This window comes from Lentzea sp. NEAU-D7, assembly GCF_026242055.1.
Lineage (GTDB): Bacteria > Actinomycetota > Actinomycetes > Mycobacteriales > Pseudonocardiaceae > Lentzea.
In genome coordinates this window covers 132,681-150,932 of sequence record NZ_JAPJDL010000009.1, presented here as the reverse complement: position 1 = coordinate 150,932, position 18,252 = coordinate 132,681, and the positions used below count along the sequence as shown (strand labels likewise).

The following is an 18,252-nucleotide window of genomic DNA, read 5'->3' as shown; positions in this document are numbered from 1 at the left end:
GATGCCTGAACCGTGGACTCTCGTACCCGTCTCCCCGTCGTCGGAATGATCGGCGGCGGGCAGCTCGCCCGCATGACGCACCAGGCCGCGATCCCGCTCGGGCAGTCGCTGCGCGTGCTCGCAGTCTCCGAGAACGACCCCGCCGCGCTCGTCGCGCGGGACGTGGTGCTCGGCACGCACACCGACCTCGACGCGCTGCGCTCGTTCGCGAAGGGCTGCGAGGTGGTCACGTTCGACCACGAGCACGTGCCGCAGGAGCACCTCCGCGCGCTGGCCGCCGAGGGCGTGAAGGTGCACCCCGGCCCGGACGCGCTGCAGTTCGCGCAGGACAAGCTGAAGATGCGCGTGCGGCTGGCCGAGCTGGGCCTGCCGGTGCCGCCGTTCGCCGAGGTGCACGAGGTGCGCGACGTGCTCCGCTTCGGCGCGGAGAACGGCTGGCCGTGCGTGCTGAAGGCGGTCCGCGGCGGCTACGACGGGCGTGGCGTGTGGATGCTGAACACCCCGCAGAGCGCCGAGCGGGTCGTCCCCGAACTGCTGGAGGCCGGCACGCCGCTCATGGTCGAGCAGTGCGTGCCGATGCGCCGCGAGCTGGCCGCCGTCGTGGCTCGCTCGCCGTTCGGGCAGGGCGCGGCGTGGCCGGTCGTCGAGACCGTGCAGTCCGACGGCATCTGCGTCGAGGTGCTGGCACCCGCTCCCGCGCTGGACGGGGCCGCCGCCCAGGAGCTGGCGCTGAAGGTCGCCGACGCCCTGGGCGTCGTGGGCGTGCTGGCCGTCGAGCTGTTCGAGACCGCGGACGGCGTGGTCGTGAACGAGCTCGCGATGCGCCCGCACAACTCCGGCCACTGGTCGATCGAGGGCGCGCGCACGTCGCAGTTCGAGCAGCACCTGCGGGCCGTCCTGGACTACCCGCTCGGCCGCACCGACCTGATGGCGCCGGCCGTCGTGATGGCGAACGTCCTCGGCGCGACCGAGCCGCCCGCGATGGGCCCCGACGAGCGCGTGCACCACCTGTTCGCCCGGTACCCGGACGCGCACGTGCACCTGTACGGCAAGGAGGAACGGCCGGGCCGCAAGATCGGGCACGTGACGTTCCTCGGCAAGGACATGGCCGAGGTCCGCCAGCGCGCGCGGCTCGCCGCGGACTGGCTGTCCACGGGCGTTTGGTCAGACGGATACGACATTCACGGGAGTGCGGAGTGACTCAGGTTGGCGTGATCATGGGCAGCGACTCGGACTGGCCGGTGATGAAGGCGGCCACCGAGGCGCTCGCCGAGTTCGACGTGCCGTTCGAGGTGAGCGTCGTCTCCGCGCACCGCACCCCGCAGCGGATGCTCGACTACGCGTCGTCGGCCGCCTCCCGCGGCCTGCGCGTGATCATCGCGGGTGCCGGCGGCGCCGCCCACCTGCCCGGCATGGTCGCCTCCGCGACCGTGCTCCCGGTGATCGGCGTTCCGGTGCCGTTGAAGTACCTCGACGGCATGGACTCGCTGCTCTCGATCGTGCAGATGCCCGCGGGCGTCCCGGTCGCCACGGTCTCAGTGGGTGGTGCGCGCAACGCGGGCCTGCTGGCCGTCCGGATGCTGGCCTCCTCGGACGCCGGACTGCAGGAGCGCATGGCGCGCTTCCAGGCAGAACTCGAGCAGCTCGTACTAGACAAGGACGCGGCGCTGCAGAAGTCCCTCTGAGTGCTCAACAGCACAGCAGCGCCCGACGTGAACGGGCGCTAACATCGTGCCGAGTACTCGCTACCGGGAGGTAACAAGGTGAACCCGAGCTTCGGCACCTACCAGCTCGCCGAGGAGCACGAGGCGCTGCGAGAGGCCGTCCGCTCACTCGCCGAGAAGGAGATCAAGCCGTACGCGGCCGAGGTCGACGAGAACGAGCGCTTCCCGGTGGAGGCACACAACGCCCTGGTCAAGGCGGGCTTCGCGGCCGTGCACGTGCCCGAGGACTACGACGGCCAAGGCGCCGACTCGGTCGCCACCTGCATCGTCATCGAGGAAGTGGCCCGCGTCTGCGCGTCGTCCTCGCTGATCCCGGCGGTGAACAAGCTCGGCACCATGCCGATCCTGCTCTCGGCCTCCGACGAGCTGAAGCAGCTCGTCATGCCGTCCATCGCCTCGGGCGAGGCCATGGCGTCCTACGCGCTGTCCGAGCGCGAGGCGGGCTCCGACACCGCGTCGATGCGAACGCGCGCCGTGCTGGACGGCTCGGACTGGCTGCTCAACGGCACCAAGTGCTGGATCACCAACGCGGGCGAGTCCACCTGGTACACCGTCATGGCCGTGACGGACCCGAACGCCCCGAAGAAGTCGCAGGGCATCTCCGCGTTCGTCGTGCACAAGGACGACCCGGGCTTCTCGGTCGGCCCGAAGGAGCGCAAGCTCGGCATCAAGGGCTCGCCGACCCGCGAGATCTACTTCGAGAACTGCACCATCCCGGCCAACCGCATCATCGGCGAGCCGGGCACCGGTCTGAAGACCGCCCTGCGGACCCTGGACCACACCCGCCCGACCATCGGCGCCCAGGCAGTCGGCATCGCGCAGGGCGCACTGGAAGCAGCGGTCGCGTACGTCAAGGACCGCAAGCAGTTCGGAAAGTCCATTTCGGACTTCCAGGGCGTCCAGTTCATGCTCGCCGACATGGCGATGAAGATCGAGGCGGCCCGCCACATGGTCTACGTCGCGGCCGCCAAGGCGGAACGCGGCGAGCCGAACATCGGCTTCATCACCGCCGCCGCCAAGTGCTTCGCCTCCGACGTGGCCATGGAGGTCACGACGGACGCGGTGCAGCTCTTCGGCGGCGCCGGCTACACGCGCGACTTCCCGGTCGAGCGGATGATGCGGGACGCGAAGATCACGCAGATCTACGAGGGCACGAACCAGGTGCAGCGCGTGGTCATGTCGCGCGCCGTGCTCAACGGCTGAAACAGCTGGATCACCACCTCGGGTCACGGCCTGGGGGCTCCTGATTTCCATGATCAGGCCGCCTCCAGGCCGTGATCATGAGAGCCGCCGAACACGCCGTCCATGGCGAGCCGCGCCCGTTCACAACTGGACGGCACCAGGTGCGCGTACGTCCGGAGCGTGAAGTCAGGGTCCGAGCGGCCCAGGTACTCCGCCAGGGTCCTTCCGAGGAAGAGCCACCGTGAAGCTCGCGCTTGCTGGACACGACCACTGACTGTGACCACGCTCAGTGGGTCCTGACGATCTCTCTCCTGCCGAATTGCGGGTGCCGGGATTCGCTCGATGACACATGATCCATGCATGCGCGAGGTAGGCGGATGGATCTACGAGGACAACCTGACCAGAGTCGTCGAGTACATCGCTACCCTCGTTCACTACAGGTGGGACGACCTCGACAGCGGTGCGCTGGAAGCCGGCATTCCCTCCACGGACGCTGACCTGCCACCTAGTACCTGGTTCGAGTATCCGATCGTGGGCACCCCCGAAATCACCCTCCGGATCGCGCGTGATCATGAAGGCGGGATCCTGAGCGTGACCATCAGCGGTGGCGTCGACGCGGTGCTGGCTGCCCGGTTCGAAACCCTGCTGGATCTCCATTGACGTGGTCGGGGAAGCGCTGCTCGAACTGCAGCGCCGGCATCCAGCAAGTCGCCGGAACCCTGCACGATCACGAGCACTCCCCCCCGGTGGTGTCCCGCACCGGATCATGCAGGACACCACCGACAAGGCCACCCGATCAAGCGGCCACGCAGGTGCCGATCGCCTCGCCCACAGCTCCCTTGGCGCCCAGCACGCAGGGCGACTCCGGAGTGAGCGACCTGTCGGCGAGCTGCTGCGAGAACGCGACGGCGACGTTAGCCATCCGCATCGGGCTGCCGCTGTCCGAGGCCGCCTTCACCGCGGCGGAACGGGCCTCCTCGGTCGTGCAGGACAGGTCCGTGCCTGCCTTGTCGACGCGCGGTAGCCACAGCGCCTTCGTGCCGGGCGCGCACGGCGCGATCTCCCAGCGGGTGCCTGTCGCTGCGTGAGCGAGGGGAGTGGTCGACCCGGCGAAGCCGAGCACGACGGCCAGAGCCACGAGGAAACGTCCCATGCGTCCGAACGTAACCCCGACGTCTTGCCCCGACCGGGGGAAGCGTTGCCACAAAAGGTGATTACGCAGCGAGAACGGCCACAGTGGACCGTCCCGCCGGGAGCGTCAGAGCGTGGCCAGGACCTCGCCCAGGCGCTCGTAGGAACGCCCGGCGCCGTCCGACATGCCGGACGCCAGCACCGCGTCGCGCGCTTCCTGTGACACCAGCTTCATCGTCGTGGTCATCACGGTGCGGCCGTCCTCCTCGACGAACGTCACCGTCGACACGGCCGGCGGGTTGTCCTCGAAGATCTCCGTGTTCGACAACCGCGAATGGGGCGTGACCTCGGTGTACTCGCCGTGCATCTCGAACGCGCCGGAGCCGTCCGGCTGCGCCCAGCCGTAGCGCCACTTGCCGCCCACGCGCAGGTCGACCTCGCAGATCGGCATCTCCCAGCCGTCCGGGCCGAGCAGCCAGCGGCGCAGCAGCGAGGGAGTCGTGAAAGCCTTCCACACCAACGAAGCGGGCGCGTCGAACGTGCGCGACATCGCGATCTCGGTGTCGGACGGCAGGGTGACGGTGGTGCCGAACTTGACGGTGGTCATTCCTCGTTCTCCTTCATCTCGGTCAAGAGCTCGTCCAGGCGTGCGTAGCTCGCATCCCAGAAGCGGCGGTAGTTCTCAGCCCACACTGCGACCTCCTTCAGCGGTGTCGCGTCGAGCTGGCAGGGACGCCATTGCGCCTCCCTGCCACGGGTGATCAGGCCTGCCTTCTCCAGCACGCGCAGGTGTTTGGAGATCGCCGGGCCGCTGATGTCGAACGGCTCGGAGAGCTCCTTCACCGTTGCCGGGCCCTCGGTGAGCCGGGCGAGGATCGCCCGGCGGGTCGGGTCCGCCAGTGCGGCGAAGGTGGAGCTCAGCTGGTCCATCTCGTACCTAACCACTTGGTTATCTAACCTCTGGGTTAAGTAGAGCGGTGGGCGCGGCGGCTGTCAACCCCCAGTTCAAGATCGACTGTGTGGATAGCGCTTTCCGATGCGGCGCATTAATGCGCGAAATGGCCCGTACGGACTCCTTTCTAAAGGGCATGGAATGCGCACGGGTCTGAGTGGAGCAATTTCGGATTGCGCCTGGACAGCAGGTTAGAGGCGTCGCTACGTTCGCAAAGCCGCAAGTCAACCTCGCTTAGTGGGGTATTTCGAATGAGAACGAAAAAAGCCGTATCTTTAGTGTTCGGATTTGTGCTGGCTGCTTCCGTTTTCGTGCCGACCGCGCAGGCGGCACCGAACGGCAGTGCTGCCAGCCAGGCCAGAACCTCCGACAACAAGATCCAGTCGGCCGCCGCGGCCGAGGCGTACTGGACCCCGGAGCGCATGGCCAAGGCGATCCCGGCGCAGGCTCCCGCCACCGTCAAGGCCTCTTCCCCACGCCAGCCCTCGGGTCGTGCGGGCAGCATCGAGGGCGTCGCACCCTCGGTGAAGGTCAAGACCGAGCAGGCGCAGGGCATCGGGACGATGCTCAACGAGTCGCAGACGGTCGGAAAGGTGTTCTTCACCAACCCGGCCAACGGCCTGAACTACGTCTGCTCCGGCGCGACCGTGAGCAGCACCAAGAGGAAGCTGGTCCAGACGGCGGGGCACTGCGTGCACGGCGGTGCCGGCGGCCAGTGGATGACCAACTGGGTGTTCGTCCCCCGCTACCGCGACGGGGCGCGCCCGTTCGGCACGTGGAGCGCGTACACGCTCACCACCCGCACGGCGTGGATCAACTCCAGCAACAGCGACGAGGACATGGGCATCGTCGTCATGAACACCCTCGGCGGCAGCTCGATCGCCAACGTCGTGGGCGGCAACGGGTTGCGCTGGAACTGGGGCTACTCGGTGTCCGTCACGATCCTCGGCTACCCCGCGGGTGCGCCGTTCACCGGTGAGCTGCAGTACTTCTGCCAGGGCACGACCTGGAACGGCCACGGCCAGCAGGTGCGCGCCTGGTGCAACATGACCGGCGGATCGTCCGGCGGTCCGTGGCTGCAGGAGTACAACGACCAGAACGGGCTGGGCTACATCAACAGCGTGGTCAGCCACCGGCACGCCGACGCGAGCCAGATGGACGGGCCGTACTTCGACAACGACATCAAGAGCCTCTACGACTTCGCTGAGTCGCTGTCCCCGTGACATCGAATTTTCCGTTGGCCGGGCGCGGATATCCCGCTCCCGGCCTTCGGGCAACCTCAACGCCACGACGTTCCGTCCTACGCACATGAGCACCCGAATCGTCCTCGCCGTCCTGCTCGTGGCCGTCACCTCCGCCTGCGGCAGTCCTTCCGCGGGCCAAGGCGCCGACCTGCGGGGCAAGGTGTACGTCTCGTCCTCCGTCACCGAACAGGGCAAGCCGCGCGCCATGGTCGAGGGCACGCGGGTCGAGCTGAGATTCACCGACGACGACAGGCTCATCGCCACCGCCGGCTGCAACCAGATGCAGGGCCCGGTGAAGGTCGACGGCGGCAAGCTCTCCGTCGCCGATCTCGGCATGACGGCGATGGGCTGCCCCAAACCCGAGCTGCACCAGCAGGACGAGTGGTTGTCGAAGCTGCTCGGGGCGACACCGTCCTGGCAGCTCGACGGCACGAACCTCGTGGTCACCGGCTCGAACGCGGAGATCGTCCTGGCGCCGGAACAGCCCGCCACGCTCGAGGGCACCTGGACCGTCAACGGCCTCGTCACGCGGGACGCGGTCTCGTCCGTGCCCGCGGGCGTGAAGGTCACCATCGCCTTCGAGAACGGCAAGATGCTGGTCGACACCGGCTGCAACCTCAACGGCGCCGGAACGCCGTACGTGCTGGAAGGCCAGGTGATCAAGGCCGAGCTGGGGACGAGCACCCAGCGGTCGTGCGGTGCCGTGGACGAGGTGGAGAACGCCGTCCGCGCGACGTTCGAGAACGGAGAGGCCACCCACGAGATCGACCGCGCCACGCTGAGCTTGACCAACGCGTCCGGCGCGGGCCTGAAGCTCGGGAAGTAGAGCCGCGCATGGGACCCCGGCTTCTCGTCGCACTGGTCCTGCTGGCAACGGCGTGCGGAACCGCTGGAGGAGGAGGAAACGACGTGCAGGGCAAGACGTTCACGTCCACGTCCGTCACCGAACAGGGCAAGCCGCGCCCCCTGGTCGAAGGCACGAAGGTGGAACTGAGGTTCACCGCGGACGGCAGGCTGCTCGCCAACGCCGGCTGCAACCAGATGCAGGGCCCGGTGAAGCTCGACGACGGCAAGCTCACGGTCACCGACCTCAGCACCACCGACATGGCCTGCCCCGGCGAGGGCCTGCAGGAGCAGGACGAGTGGCTGTCCGGGCTGCTCGGCGCAAAGCCGTCCTGGAGGCTCGACGGCCAGAACCTCGTGCTCACCGGCGCGAACACTGAGATGGTGCTCGCACCGAAACCCCAGGCACCGCTGGAAGGCGTCACCTGGACCGTCGACGGCATCGTCACCAAGGACGCCGTGTCGTCGGTGCCGGAAGGCGTGACGGGCACGATCGCCTTCAAGGACGGCCACATCTACGTGCAGGGCGGCTGCAACAGCGGCTCCACTGACGTCACCGGCGCCGACAAGTACGAAGTGGACGGTCAGCGGATCACGTTCGGCAGCAGCCTCGCCATGACCTTGATGTTGTGCTCGGAGGACAAGATGAAGGTGGAGAGCGCCATCCTCGACACCCTCGAACTGGGGGAGGTCACCTTCGAGATCGACGGCGACACCATGACGCTGATGAACGCGAACGGCGTCGGCCTGAAGCTCAGGAAATGAGCGAACCGGGCCGGGCTTAGAACGCCCGGCCCGGCTCCGCGTTCACAGCGGGAACTCCGTCGGCCCGCGCAGTTGCTCCGCGACCCGCTTCGCCCGGACCGCCTCGAAGCGCTTGCCTTCCTCCGCGCTGATCGGGACGGCGTCGTAGTACTCGCGCCCGCTGTCGATGCGGTACATCAGATCCGTCCGCAGCCAGGTCAGCCGGCCGCCGAAGTGCTCGTCGTGCTCGCCTCCCCGGCGCACCACGGTGTGCGGATCGTCCACCGTGTTCGAAAGGCCCACGATCGCGAAGTACGAGCGGCTCCTCCAGGTGTGCTCCTCTTCCTCGACCCGCTTCGCCTGGGTCGTCTCGAACCGCCTGGCGTCCTTCTCGCTGATCGGTACGACGTCGTCATACCCGCGCATGGGATCTTCGCGGCGCAGCAGATCGGTCGGCTCCCACCGCAACTCCGCGGAGAAGACCTCGTCGTGCTCGCCGCCCGTGCGCACGACGGTGTACGGGTTCTCCACCGCGTCCCACTGACCCACGAGCGCGAAATAGGCGTGTTGACCCATCGAGACCCCCAGAAACTCGTCCCTGATCTTGTACCAGACCTGCGAACCTAAGGACTGGCTGTTGGATTCCTGTCGAAATCATGAGGTCGTTCAAACCTGCACTACTTTTGGTTCGAGGCTGAACGACCTACAGCCGAACGACAGGATCGGGGAGCAAACATCATGGTCAAGGACGTCGCCGCACTCATCGGGCGCATCGCCGTCGGCATCGTGTTCGTGGCGCACGGCTGGCAGAAGTTCACCGAGTACGGCATGGCCGGCACCGCCGGATCGTTCGACAAGATGGGTGTGCCGTTGCCGTCGGTGTCCGCGTGGTTCGCCGCGGTCGTCGAGCTCGCCGGTGGCCTCGCGCTGATCGCCGGTGTGGCGCTGCCGATCGCCGGCATCCTGCTCGCCGTCAACATGCTCGGCGCGTGGCTGCTCGTCCACCTGCCGAACGGCCTGCTCGGCGAGGGTGGTGCGGAACTGGTGATCGTGCTCGGCGCCGCCGCTCTCGCGCTCGGCTTCAACGGCGGTGCCTACGCGCTGGACCGCGTGCTGTTCAAGAACAACAAGGTGCTCAACCCAGCTGCTGCGTGACCTTCTCGCTCTCCCGGCGCGCGGCCAGCAGGCCCGCGTCGGGATTGCTCACCTGCACGAGTGAGCCACCGGCCGCGAGCACGGCCAGAAAACCTTCCAGCACAGCGGAAGGCGAGTCCCACTCCAGAGTGGACAGCACGCGGGGTTCGGAGCCGAGCGCGACGCCCAGCTCGCGTGCCTGAGCGACCACCTCATCCACAGTGGACTCGCCCAGCGCGGGCGTCGAACCCGCTACCGGTTCCCACGGCATGAAGTCGTCACCGTGCACGCGGACGTCGTCGGCGTAGTCGACCGGCGCGCCGGAGCCCAGCCCCATGGGGTGCAGCGAGGCCACCGCGACGACGTCCGCGTCCGCCGTGCCGCCGGGCGGCACCACAGCCACCTTCGCGCCGGAGAAGTCCGCACCGACCACGCGGGCGCCGCACCACCAGGCGCCGAGCAGCAGGCCCACGGTCTGCCAGTGTGCGGGCAGCAGCACCGCCACCGGGTCACCGGGCTCGACGTCGTGCTCGTCCCGCAGCCAGTTCGCCGTCTTCGCGGCCCAGTTCTTCACCGTCGCCCGCGAGAGCTCGATCCGCGTGCCCGCCGCGTCGTCGTAGTGCGTGATCAGCGGACGACCCGGATCGGCCTTCAGCAGGGGCGTGAAGAGGATCTCGGTCACGCTCACGCGGCACTCCTAGTCGACGCAGGGCACATCCTGTCGGGCGGCTGCGACGGCGTGCGCGCCGTCCAGCGAGAGCAGCTTTTCAGGACCGAACCGCGACGGGGTACTCGGGGTCTCGGAGGTCGGCGCCACCGACGACGGCGCCGGCTTCGCGGTCTCGCCGATCTGCTGGGCCACCCACGCCTTCACCGCCTCGCGATCGACCGTCACGATGCTCTGCCCGCGCTCGTTGCGGCCGTCGATGCTCGTCACGGGGATCGTGGCGAACTCCACGTTGCCCGACGCGAGGCCCTGCGCCTGCGTCGCCAGCGTCGCGATGTCCAGCTTCTGGTCCACGACGACGGACTTCGACACCGCGTCGAGCAGCCCGCTCATCTTGCCCGGGTCGGTGAACGTGCCGGCCGACAGCAACTGCTTCATCGCCTGCGACATGAACACCTGCTGCCGCGCGATGCGACCGAGGTCACCACCGGGCATGTTCCGCTGCCGCACGAACGACAGCGCGTCGCCGCCCGAGATCGTCTGCGGGCCCGCGCGGAAGTTCGCGCCGGAGTTCGGGTCCGACGTGCCCGCCTTCAGGCACACCTGCACGCCGCCGATCACCTCGGTCAGCAGGTAGAACCCGTAGAGGTTGATCTCCGCGTAGTGGTCGACGCGCATCCCCGTCAGGTCCTGCACGGCCTGCACCAGCGCCTTGCGGCCGGCCTCGTCCGAGCGGCGCTCGCGTTCCTGCTGGTCGGTCACGCCCTCGGCCTGCAGCCGCTCGGCGGTCAGGAACTTGACGGCGCCGTACGCGGAATTGATCTTGTCCTCGCGGTAGCCGGCGATCGGGAGGTACGTGTCGCGCGGGATCGAGATCGCGCTCGCCTTGCCGCCGTTGCGGGGCACGCGCATCACGATGATCGTGTCCGTGTTCACCGTGTCCGTGCCCTCGGTGCGCAGCTTGCGCAGCACGTCCGCGGGCAGTGGCCGGCCCTGCGCGTCCGTCCTGCTGTCGCTGCCCACCAGCAGGATGTCGATCGCCCCGTCCTCGACCGGCGGCGAGTTCGGGATGTCCTCCAGCACCTGGAGGATCTGCGTGGTGTTGGTGTTCTGCTTCACCAGCCGCAGCGCGGTCCAGAAGTAGCCGGAGAACACCAGCGTCGTCACGGCCAGTAGCGCGACCACCACACGGCCCAGTACCCGTGCGGTCTTCTTCGCGCGTGCGGCAGTGCTCAACGTACGACCCTCCGTGAACTGGATTGCGTGCTCAGCGTAACTATCGGAAGAGCGTTACGCCGGGGGTTTCAGTTCACGCAGACCAGTCCGCCCGCCGTGATCGGCGGGGTGCTGCTCGAGCTCGCGGCCGTCGACGTGCCGGGAACGCCCTGGGGGTCTACGTCCTCCGAGTCGTCCTGGGGCCGGTAGTCGCTGCCGACGAAGACCTGGATCTGTCCCTTTCGGACGGACGCGTCCTCCTCGACGGCCACGCCGGAGCCGAGTTCCGCGGCGACCTTGCGCGCGGAGCCTTCCTCGCCGGCCGCGTGCCGCACGACCGTGGTGTCGCTGTTCTGCGCCGCCGACGCCACCGTGCCGCGCTGGAACCCCTTGGCCGTCAACGTGGTCATCACCTCCGCCGCGCGCCCCTGCACGCCGGACGCGTTGTAGACGGCCACGCTGATCGCGGAGTTGGGCGGCGCGGGCAGGCTCGTGCTCGTCGTCGGCGGGGCGCTCGACGTGCTCTTGTCCGACGCCAGGCTGGTGAGGAACTTGCGGACCTCCGCCGGGTTCACCGGCAGCACGTTGCCGTCGCTGTACGTGTCCGTCGGCTCGCCCACCGGAATGGTCTTGAACTCGATGTTGCCGCCCACGAGGCCCTGCATCTGCTCGGCGAACGTGGTGATGTCCCACCCGGAGCTGAGGATCACGGACTTCTGCACGGCCTCGACGAGCCCGTTGAGCTTGGTCGTGTCGGTCAGCGTGCCGGTCGACAGGACCTTCTTCGCGAGGGCCCCGATGAACACCTGCTGCCGCACGATCCGGTCGAGGTCGCCGCCGGGCAGGTTCTTGCGCTGCCGCACGAACGACAACGCGGACGCGCCCTCGATCGTCTGCAGGCCCGCCTGGAAGTTCGCGCCGGAGTCGCGGTCGGAGGTGGGCTCCTTCAAGCACACCTCGACGCCGCCGATGGCCTTGGTGACCTCGTAGAAGCTGGCGAGGTTGACCTCGGCGTACCGGTCGACGCGCACCGCGCCACCGGACATGCCCTCGATCGTCTTGATCAGCGTCTTGCGGCCAGCGGCCATCGACTCGGTGCGGATCCGTGCCTCGTCCGTCACGCCCTGTGCGCGGAGCTCCTGGTCGACCGTGTTGCGCTGGCGGGCGAACGCCGAGTTGAGCTTGTGCTTGCCGAACCCGTCCGCCATCTCGACGTAGGCGTCGCGGGGGAACGAGATCGCGACCGCGCGCGTGCCGTCCACGGGGATGTGCACGAGGATCATCGTGTCGGTGTTCTGCTCACCGTCGGGGATGCCGCCGTTCAGCATGGCGAGCACCTCCTGCGAGAGGGGGTTGCCCTGCGCGTCCGTGCGGCTGTCCATGCCGACCAGCAGGATGTCGACCGCGCCGTCGAGCGGCTTCGGGCCCTGCTTGGTGAGCTCGTCCGAGATGACCTCGGTCTTCACGATCCCCTCGTTCGTCGTGCGCAGCTTGTTCCAGCCGTACGACGTGACGAGCAGCACAGCGGTCGAGACGAGGGCCACGAAGATCTTCCCCGTCACCAGGAAAGCGCGAAGGGCCGCAGATGGCCGGTTTCCGACCCCTCTGAGCGGCAGACTCCTGCCTTCCACAGCCGTTTCCTCCCCCACCACACTGAGTTTAGTCGTTTATAAGTCACACGACGTGACGTTGCTGTGGGTTGCAGCGATCAGGTAGGTGACAGACTGCTGTCGGGGTACACCACGAGAGGAAATGGCATGCGCGTACTGGTGACAGGTGGGGCCGGTTTCATCGGCTCGCACTACGTGCGGGAGTTGGTGAGCGGGTCCTACCCGGCGTTCGCCGGTGCCGAAGTTGTGGTGCTCGACAAGCTCACCTACGCGGGCAGCGAGACCAACCTCGCGCCGGTCGCGGGCAAGTTCGAGTTCGTCCAGGGCGACATCTGCGACGCCGCCGTGGTCGCCGAGCAGATGCGCGGCATCGACGTGGTCGTGCACTTCGCGGCCGAATCGCACGTGGACCGGTCCATCACGGGATCGGCGGACTTCGTGCTCACCAACGTCCTGGGCACGCAGACGCTGCTGCAGGGCGCCCTGAACGCGGGCGTGGGCAAGTTCGTGCACGTCTCGACGGACGAGGTCTACGGCTCGATCGAGGAGGGCTCCTGGACCGAGACGCACATCCTCGAACCGAACTCCCCGTACTCCGCCTCCAAGGCCTCTTCCGATCTGCTCGCCCGCGCGTTCCACCGCACTCACGGACTGCCCGTGAGCATCACGCGGTGTTCGAACAACTACGGGCCGTATCAGTTCCCGGAAAAGGTGATCCCGCTCTTCGTCACCAATCTGATCGACGGCAGGAACGTGCCCCTCTACGGCGACGGCCTGAACGTGCGCGACTGGCTGCACGTGGCCGACCACTGCCGCGGCATCCAGCTCGTCGCCGAGGGCGGCCGGCCGGGTGAGATCTACAACATCGGCGGCGGCACCGAGCTCACCAACCGCGAGCTGACCGAGAAGCTGCTGGAGGCGACGGGCCGCGACTGGTCGGCCGTCGAGCCCGTGCAGGACCGCAAGGGCCACGACCGCCGCTACTCGGTCGACATCTCCAAGATCGCCTCCGAGCTGGGCTATGCGCCGCAGGTCGACTTCACCGTCGGTCTCGCCGACACGGTCGAGTGGTACCGCGAGAACCGCGCCTGGTGGGAGCCGCTCAAGGAGCGCGCCGCGCTGGTGAAGGGCTGACCCGGTGATCCTCGTTCCCGGTGGTCGTGGCCAGCTCGGCCACGACCTCGCCGCACTGTCCGCGGACGTCCGCGCGGTGTCCTCCGCCGAGCTGGACGTGACCGCGGTGACGGCCGCCGACCTGGCCGGCGCCTCCGCGGTGATCAACTGCGCCGCGTACACCGCGGTCGACGCCGCCGAGACCGACGAGGAACGCGCGTTCGCGGTCAACGCCGTCGGCCCCGGCCTGCTGGCGCGGGCGTGCGCTTCCCTGGGCATCCCGATGGTCCAGGTCTCGACGGACTACGTGTTCTCCGGCGACGGCGTGCGGCCGTACGAGACGACCGACCCGGTCGGCCCGAAGTCCGCCTACGGCCGCACGAAGCTCGAAGGCGAACACCGCGTGCTGGAAGCGGGCGGTTACGTCGTGCGCACCTCGTGGCTGTACGGCGTGCACGGCGCGAACTTCGTGAAGACCATGGCGGCACTGGAGTCCTCGCGGCCGACTCTGTCCGTTGTGGACGACCAGGCCGGTGCGCCGACGTGGTCGCACGACCTCGCCGCCGGGCTGCTGGAACTGGTCTCGGTGCTGCCCGCGACGCGTCTGCTGCACGCGACCGGTGGCGGCCAGACGACGTGGTTCCGGTTCGCACGGGCGATCTTCGAGGAGCTGGGCGCCGACCCGGCGCGTGTGCAGCCGTGCACCACGGCGGACTTCCCGCGCCCGGCCCCGCGACCTGCCTACTCGGTGCTGTCGGGCGCGGCGTGGGCAGCGGCGGGACTGCGCCCTTTGCCGCACTGGCGCAGCGCCCTTTCGGAGGCATTTCGGGCAGGGGTGGTAGCTCCCCGTGCCGGTGCTGCGCCATTGGAGTGACCGGTCTGGTCCCGTAGTTCCGAGTGCGGGACCCTTTTCGGCATGTTCGATTCCGGGCGCAACCCTCAGCGTCCCGCGACAGAGGATTCCGATCGGCAGCGCTTCCTGAAGTGCGTTGCTGTTGTCACGGGTTCGCGACAGGTGTCGATGAGCCAGCTCGACAAGCGTTCACCGAGGCCGCACTCTCGGTGAAGTCGTTGGGGCGTCAGGGTTTCCTGACGCCCTCCAGCGAGCATCTCAGGCGCGGCTGCGCCGGTACGCCTCGACCGTCTTCTCCGCGCACCGCCGCCAGGTGAACCCGGACGCGTGCGCGCGTCGTTCAGCCTGGGCCTCGGGGGTGGCCGGGGCCGCGACGGCACGGGCGAGCGCGTCCGCCAGCGCCTCGACGTCTCCCACGGGCACGTGCAACGCGTGCCCACCGGCGACCTCGCGCAACGCGGGCACGTCCGAACACACCACGGGCACGTTGCACGCCAGGGCTTCCAGCACCGGCAGCCCGAAACCCTCGTCGCGCGACGGCAGCACCAGCGCCGTGGCACCCGCCACGACCGACCGCAGGTGCACGTCCGACAGGTACCCGGTCCGCAGCACCCGGCCGTCCACGCCGGACCGGCCGGGCCCGACGATCACCAGCGGCGGCAGCGACGGGTCGGACGCGTGCGCCTTGATCAGGTACTCCAGGCCCTTGCGCGGCCCGTCCGCGCCCACGAACAGCAGGTACTCCGAGGACAGTCCCAGCCGGCCGCGCAACGCGGGTGACGGCGGACGGGACGCGAACCACGCGGGGTCGACGCCCAGCGGCGTCACCACGATCTTCTCCAGCGGCACGGAGAACCGGTCCGCCACCACGTCGGCGACGGCCGCGGTCGGCGTGCAGATCACGTCGGCCCGGCCGGCGGACAGCCGGACGAGCTCGGGCAGCCGCCGATCGGACGCCGGCAGGTCGCCGGGTGAGTCCAGGAACGCCAGGTCGTGGATCGTGACGACGCGACCGGCCCGCAAGGTCGGCGGCAGCACGAAGTTCGTGGCGTGCATGACGTCGGTGAACCCGGCCAGCAACTCGACGGGAGGGAACGGGGCGCGCAGCCACATCTGGCGCAACGCCCGTGCCGCGACGGGCAGGCCGCGCGCCGTCACGTCGTGCGGCAGGACCGTCCGCAACGCGCGCCAGCCGCGCAGGGTGAACGCCACCGCCCGCACGTCGACGTCGTCCGCCATCGACGCCAGTTCTTCCGCCAGTGCCGCTGTGTAGCGGCCGATCCCGGTGCGGTTTCCGAGCAGGGGGGTGCCGTCGAGCAGCACCTTGAGGGGTTTCGGGGATCTCGCCATTTACCTGCCACCACGCGCGATCTTGCGCAGGCGCCCCGTCGCCCGCTTGGCCAACTCGGTCGGGCCACCCGCGTCCAGGTACTCGCGCACCAGCTGCAGGTCCCGCTTCACCTTGTCCGCCTTGCTCAGCCCCGGTGTGCGCACCATGGGGGCGGAGCCGGGCAGACGGTCCGCGGCGGGCCTGGGGTTGCGGCAGAACTCGGCCAGCGGCGCGAGCGCCGTCTCCCAGGTGAACCGTTCGCGTACGACGGCGATGCGCTCACGGCACGCGGCCGCGAACTCCTCGTCGTAGAGCACCTTCTCCAGCGCGCCGGCCAGTGCCTCCGGGTCCTCCGGTGGCACGACGACGCCCAAGCCCTCCCGCAGCACCAGGTCCGCGAACGAGTCGCCGGACGTGGTGACGATGGGGAGTCCCGCCCACAGGTAGTCGAGCACCCGCGTGCGGAACGCGAACGTGGTCTCCACGTGTTCGTAGTGCGTGGTGACACCGCAGCTCGCGTCGAGCAGCCAGTTCTGCCGCTCGGTGTAGGGCACCCACCCGTCGTTGAAGAACACGGTCTCGCCGGTCAGCCCCAGCTTCGCGGACAACGCCCGCGTCTGGCCGGCGATGTCCATGTCCGGGACCTCGGGGTTCGGGTGCTTCATGCCCAGGAAGTACAGCTTCGCGGACGGCTGCCGCCGGCGCAGGTGGTCCATCGCCTCGATCAGCGACAGCGGGTCGAACCAGCTGTAGACGCCACCGGCCCAGATCACGACCTTGTCCGCGTCCGTGACGCCCGGCACCACGCCCTTGATCGCCGGGCCGGTGCGCTGCGGCGGCTTGCCCGACAGTCCGAACGGGACGATGCCGAGCAGCGACTGCGTGGTCGGGTCGTTGTCGTACAACGTCGGCGTGAGCCGGCCCAGCGCCGCCAGGTGGCCCAGCCAGAAGTGCCGCTGCCGTTCCGACGCGCACAGGAAGAAGTCGCCGCGTTCGAGCTGCGTGTTGAGCACCTTCGTGACGGCCGCCAGGTCGAGGGCGCGCTTGTCGTCCGGCTTGTCCTTGCCCTGTTCCAGCATTTCCAGGTGCATCGGGTCGTACATGTCGCAGACCACGATCTTGGTCGACGACTCCTTCTTCAGCTCGCCGACCATCTCCAGCCCGTGGCCCTGCAGCACCACCACGTCCGCCCAGGCGACGTGCGGCGGCAGCTCCTTCGGCCGGGCGCGCTCGATGGCGAACGGCGCGTCGGGCGGCGCGCACAGCGGGTTCGTCGTGACCAGCCGCACCTGGTGCTCGCCGGACAGCACGTCGGCCATGTGCCAGGCGCGGATCGCGGGGCCCGCCATCCGGTCCGAGATGGCGTCGCCGGTGATCACCAGGATCTTGCGCGGCTTGCCGAACACGTCCTCCAGGCCGAGGACGTCCACGAGGACGTCGTGCGCGGCGAGGTAGCGCGGCAGGGGATAGGCGGGCTCCAAGGCCTTGCGCATCAACGGGACGAGGTCGGTGTCCGACATCCGGCGGGCGGCCTGCTCGACCTTGCGCGACTCGGCCAGCGACGGCATGAGCTCGACGAACTGGTCGATCGCGAGGAACCCGGCGAGCGCCTGGCGGGACACGCCGACGGGCTCGCGGTCGGACGCGGGGTCGGCCGGGCGGCGGGTGATCTCCAGCTGAGCGGGATCGATCTCACCGCGCGCCGTGGCCCGGCGCACGCACAGCGCGAGCGCGGCCGGCAGCACCTTGGCCAGCGTCTCGTCGGAGAAGTTCTTGTACAGCGACATGAGCGCGTTGCGCTCCAGGAGGTACAGCTCCCGGCTCTCGTGGATCGAGCTCATCGACGCGTGGTGGCGGTGGAACGTGAGCGACGCCGGTTCGTAGCGGACCCGCCAGCCGCGCAGGTTGAGCCGCCAGCCGAGGTCGACGTCCTCGTAGAACATGAAGAACCGGTCGTCGAACCCGCCGAGCTCGCGGTAGACCTCGGCCCGCACGAACATCGCCGAGCCGGTGCCGAACAGCACGTCCTTGGGGCCGTCGTGGCTGCCGTCGTCGTCCTGACCGGCGTGCCGCTTGTAGCCCATGCCGAACCAGGTCAGCCCGCCGTCGACGAAGTCGATCTTCTCGCCGTCCCAGTCGAGGACCTTGCTCGCGACCGAGGCGACCGCCGGTTCGGTGTGGAACACCCTGATCGCGGCCTTGATCCAGTTCCGGTCCGCGCGGGCGTCGTTGTTGAGGAACGCGAGCACCCCGCCCGTGGCGTGCTCGACGCCGAGGTTGCAGCCGCCCGCGAAGCCGAGGTTCTCCGGCGAGGTGACGATCTCGGCGCCCGGCAGTGCGGCCCGCAGCCGCGCGGTGTCGTGCGCCTCGTTGTCGACGACGATCACCTGGAGCAGTTCCGCCGGGTAGTCGACGTCGGCCAGTCCGCGCACGCAGGTGATGGTGTCGTCCGCACCTCGGTAGTTGACGACGACGACGGACACGACGGGCAGCGAGGCTCGATCCACGCG

19 protein-coding genes are annotated in these 18,252 nt (G+C 68.9%); 10 read left to right on the top strand and 9 right to left on the bottom strand.

What is annotated here, in order from left to right:
* Positions 1 to 12 precede the first annotated feature (12 nt).
* The 4 genes from ORI60_RS19945 (at position 13) to ORI60_RS19930 (ending at position 3,566) form a co-directional block, all read left to right on the top strand.
* On the top strand, positions 13 to 1,200 hold the full coding sequence (locus ORI60_RS19945) for a 5-(carboxyamino)imidazole ribonucleotide synthase (protein ID WP_266039122.1): 1,188 nt from the start codon (positions 13 to 15) through the stop codon (positions 1,198 to 1,200).
* Positions 1,197 to 1,685 (top strand): 5-(carboxyamino)imidazole ribonucleotide mutase, encoded by a 489-nt coding sequence (gene purE, locus ORI60_RS19940; RefSeq protein ID WP_266039120.1) that lies wholly within the window; start codon positions 1,197 to 1,199, stop codon positions 1,683 to 1,685. The genes ORI60_RS19945 and purE overlap by 4 nt, the downstream gene beginning before the upstream one ends.
* 78 nt (positions 1,686 to 1,763) lie before the next feature.
* On the top strand, positions 1,764 to 2,927 hold the full coding sequence (locus ORI60_RS19935) for an acyl-CoA dehydrogenase (RefSeq protein ID WP_266039119.1): 1,164 nt from the start codon (positions 1,764 to 1,766) through the stop codon (positions 2,925 to 2,927).
* A 339-nt stretch (positions 2,928 to 3,266) separates the two neighbouring features.
* On the top strand, positions 3,267 to 3,566 hold the full coding sequence (locus ORI60_RS19930) for a hypothetical protein (RefSeq protein WP_266039117.1): 300 nt from the start codon (positions 3,267 to 3,269) through the stop codon (positions 3,564 to 3,566).
* A 136-nt stretch (positions 3,567 to 3,702) separates the two neighbouring features.
* On the opposite strand, the gene ORI60_RS19925 is transcribed toward ORI60_RS19930, so the two are convergent.
* The 3 genes from ORI60_RS19925 to ORI60_RS19915 form a co-directional block, all read right to left on the bottom strand.
* The gene (locus ORI60_RS19925; RefSeq protein WP_266039115.1) at positions 3,703 to 4,059 is read right to left on the bottom strand and encodes a hypothetical protein; all 357 of its coding nucleotides are present in this window, start codon (positions 4,057 to 4,059) and stop codon (positions 3,703 to 3,705) included.
* Positions 4,060 to 4,164: 105 nt separating this feature from the next.
* Positions 4,165 to 4,644, bottom strand: a complete 480-nt coding sequence (locus tag ORI60_RS19920) for an SRPBCC family protein (RefSeq protein WP_266039114.1) — start codon at positions 4,642 to 4,644, stop codon at positions 4,165 to 4,167.
* Complete coding sequence (locus ORI60_RS19915; protein WP_266039367.1) at positions 4,641 to 4,967, bottom strand: ArsR/SmtB family transcription factor; 327 nt, start codon at positions 4,965 to 4,967, stop codon at positions 4,641 to 4,643. The genes ORI60_RS19920 and ORI60_RS19915 overlap by 4 nt, the downstream gene beginning before the upstream one ends.
* A gap of 312 nt (positions 4,968 to 5,279) precedes the next feature.
* On the opposite strand from ORI60_RS19915, the gene ORI60_RS19910 reads away from it, so the two are divergent.
* The 3 genes from ORI60_RS19910 (at position 5,280) to ORI60_RS19900 (ending at position 7,841) form a co-directional block, all read left to right on the top strand.
* Entirely contained in the window at positions 5,280 to 6,212 is a 933-nt protein-coding gene (locus tag ORI60_RS19910; RefSeq protein WP_266039113.1) for a trypsin-like serine peptidase, read from the top strand.
* An 85-nt stretch (positions 6,213 to 6,297) separates the two neighbouring features.
* Positions 6,298 to 7,059 carry an META domain-containing protein gene (locus ORI60_RS19905; RefSeq protein WP_266039112.1) on the top strand — a complete coding sequence of 254 codons (762 nt, stop codon included), beginning with the start codon at positions 6,298 to 6,300 and terminating at the stop codon, positions 7,057 to 7,059.
* Between the two features lie 8 nt (positions 7,060 to 7,067).
* Positions 7,068 to 7,841, top strand: a complete 774-nt coding sequence (locus ORI60_RS19900; RefSeq protein WP_266039111.1) for an META domain-containing protein — start codon at positions 7,068 to 7,070, stop codon at positions 7,839 to 7,841.
* 42 nt (positions 7,842 to 7,883) lie between these two features.
* Here the strand turns inward: ORI60_RS19900 and ORI60_RS19895 are convergent, their stop codons facing one another.
* Positions 7,884 to 8,396, bottom strand: a complete 513-nt coding sequence (locus ORI60_RS19895) for a hypothetical protein (RefSeq protein ID WP_266039110.1) — start codon at positions 8,394 to 8,396, stop codon at positions 7,884 to 7,886.
* A 162-nt stretch (positions 8,397 to 8,558) separates the two neighbouring features.
* Between ORI60_RS19895 and ORI60_RS19890 the strand changes: the two genes are divergently transcribed.
* Positions 8,559 to 8,975 (top strand): DoxX family protein, encoded by a 417-nt coding sequence (locus ORI60_RS19890; protein WP_266039109.1) that lies wholly within the window; start codon positions 8,559 to 8,561, stop codon positions 8,973 to 8,975.
* Here ORI60_RS19890 and ORI60_RS19885 read toward each other — a convergent pair.
* The 3 genes from ORI60_RS19885 to ORI60_RS19875 all read right to left on the bottom strand — a co-directional run bounded on the left by ORI60_RS19885 (position 8,956) and on the right by ORI60_RS19875 (position 12,398).
* Positions 8,956 to 9,642, bottom strand: a complete 687-nt coding sequence (locus ORI60_RS19885) for a TIGR03089 family protein (protein WP_266039108.1) — start codon at positions 9,640 to 9,642, stop codon at positions 8,956 to 8,958. The two genes, ORI60_RS19890 and ORI60_RS19885, sit on opposite strands and share 20 nt — an antisense overlap.
* Before the next feature lie 9 nt (positions 9,643 to 9,651).
* Positions 9,652 to 10,857, bottom strand: a complete 1,206-nt coding sequence (locus ORI60_RS19880) for an LCP family protein (protein WP_266039107.1) — start codon at positions 10,855 to 10,857, stop codon at positions 9,652 to 9,654.
* Between the two features lie 68 nt (positions 10,858 to 10,925).
* The gene (locus tag ORI60_RS19875) at positions 10,926 to 12,398 is read right to left on the bottom strand and encodes an LCP family protein (RefSeq protein WP_266039105.1); all 1,473 of its coding nucleotides are present in this window, start codon (positions 12,396 to 12,398) and stop codon (positions 10,926 to 10,928) included.
* A gap of 195 nt (positions 12,399 to 12,593) precedes the next feature.
* On the opposite strand from ORI60_RS19875, the gene rfbB reads away from it, so the two are divergent.
* Both rfbB and rfbD read left to right on the top strand, forming a co-directional pair.
* The gene (rfbB, locus tag ORI60_RS19870; protein ID WP_090067301.1) at positions 12,594 to 13,580 is read left to right on the top strand and encodes a dTDP-glucose 4,6-dehydratase; all 987 of its coding nucleotides are present in this window, start codon (positions 12,594 to 12,596) and stop codon (positions 13,578 to 13,580) included.
* A 4-nt stretch (positions 13,581 to 13,584) separates the two neighbouring features.
* Positions 13,585 to 14,433 (top strand): dTDP-4-dehydrorhamnose reductase, encoded by an 849-nt coding sequence (gene rfbD, locus ORI60_RS19865; protein ID WP_266039100.1) that lies wholly within the window; start codon positions 13,585 to 13,587, stop codon positions 14,431 to 14,433.
* Between the two features lie 237 nt (positions 14,434 to 14,670).
* Here rfbD and ORI60_RS19860 read toward each other — a convergent pair whose 3' ends face one another.
* Together ORI60_RS19860 and ORI60_RS19855 are read right to left on the bottom strand one after the other, a co-directional pair.
* Entirely contained in the window at positions 14,671 to 15,762 is a 1,092-nt protein-coding gene (locus ORI60_RS19860; protein WP_266039098.1) for a glycosyltransferase family 4 protein, read from the bottom strand.
* Complete coding sequence (locus ORI60_RS19855; RefSeq protein ID WP_266039097.1) at positions 15,763 to 18,249, bottom strand: glycosyltransferase; 2,487 nt, start codon at positions 18,247 to 18,249, stop codon at positions 15,763 to 15,765. It abuts the gene before it with no gap.
* Between the last annotated feature and the right edge of the window lie 3 nt (positions 18,250 to 18,252).

Excerpts from the sequence above, each read along its gene's own strand:
- ORI60_RS19890 (WP_266039109.1), top strand. The coding sequence starts at position 8,559 with ATGGTCAAGGACGTCGCCGCACTCATCGGGCGCATCGCCGTCGGCATC.
- ORI60_RS19920 (WP_266039114.1), bottom strand. The coding sequence starts at position 4,644 with ATGACCACCGTCAAGTTCGGCACCACCGTCACCCTGCCGTCCGACACC.
- ORI60_RS19915 (WP_266039367.1), bottom strand. The coding sequence starts at position 4,967 with ATGGACCAGCTGAGCTCCACCTTCGCCGCACTGGCGGACCCGACCCGC.
- ORI60_RS19895 (WP_266039110.1), bottom strand. The coding sequence starts at position 8,396 with ATGGGTCAACACGCCTATTTCGCGCTCGTGGGTCAGTGGGACGCGGTG.
- ORI60_RS19860 (WP_266039098.1), bottom strand. The coding sequence starts at position 15,762 with ATGGCGAGATCCCCGAAACCCCTCAAGGTGCTGCTCGACGGCACCCCC.
- ORI60_RS19930 (WP_266039117.1), top strand. The coding sequence starts at position 3,267 with ATGCGCGAGGTAGGCGGATGGATCTACGAGGACAACCTGACCAGAGTC.
- rfbB (WP_090067301.1), top strand. The coding sequence starts at position 12,594 with ATGCGCGTACTGGTGACAGGTGGGGCCGGTTTCATCGGCTCGCACTAC.
- ORI60_RS19925 (WP_266039115.1), bottom strand. The coding sequence starts at position 4,059 with ATGGGACGTTTCCTCGTGGCTCTGGCCGTCGTGCTCGGCTTCGCCGGG.
- ORI60_RS19900 (WP_266039111.1), top strand. The coding sequence starts at position 7,068 with ATGGGACCCCGGCTTCTCGTCGCACTGGTCCTGCTGGCAACGGCGTGC.
- ORI60_RS19905 (WP_266039112.1), top strand. The coding sequence starts at position 6,298 with ATGAGCACCCGAATCGTCCTCGCCGTCCTGCTCGTGGCCGTCACCTCC.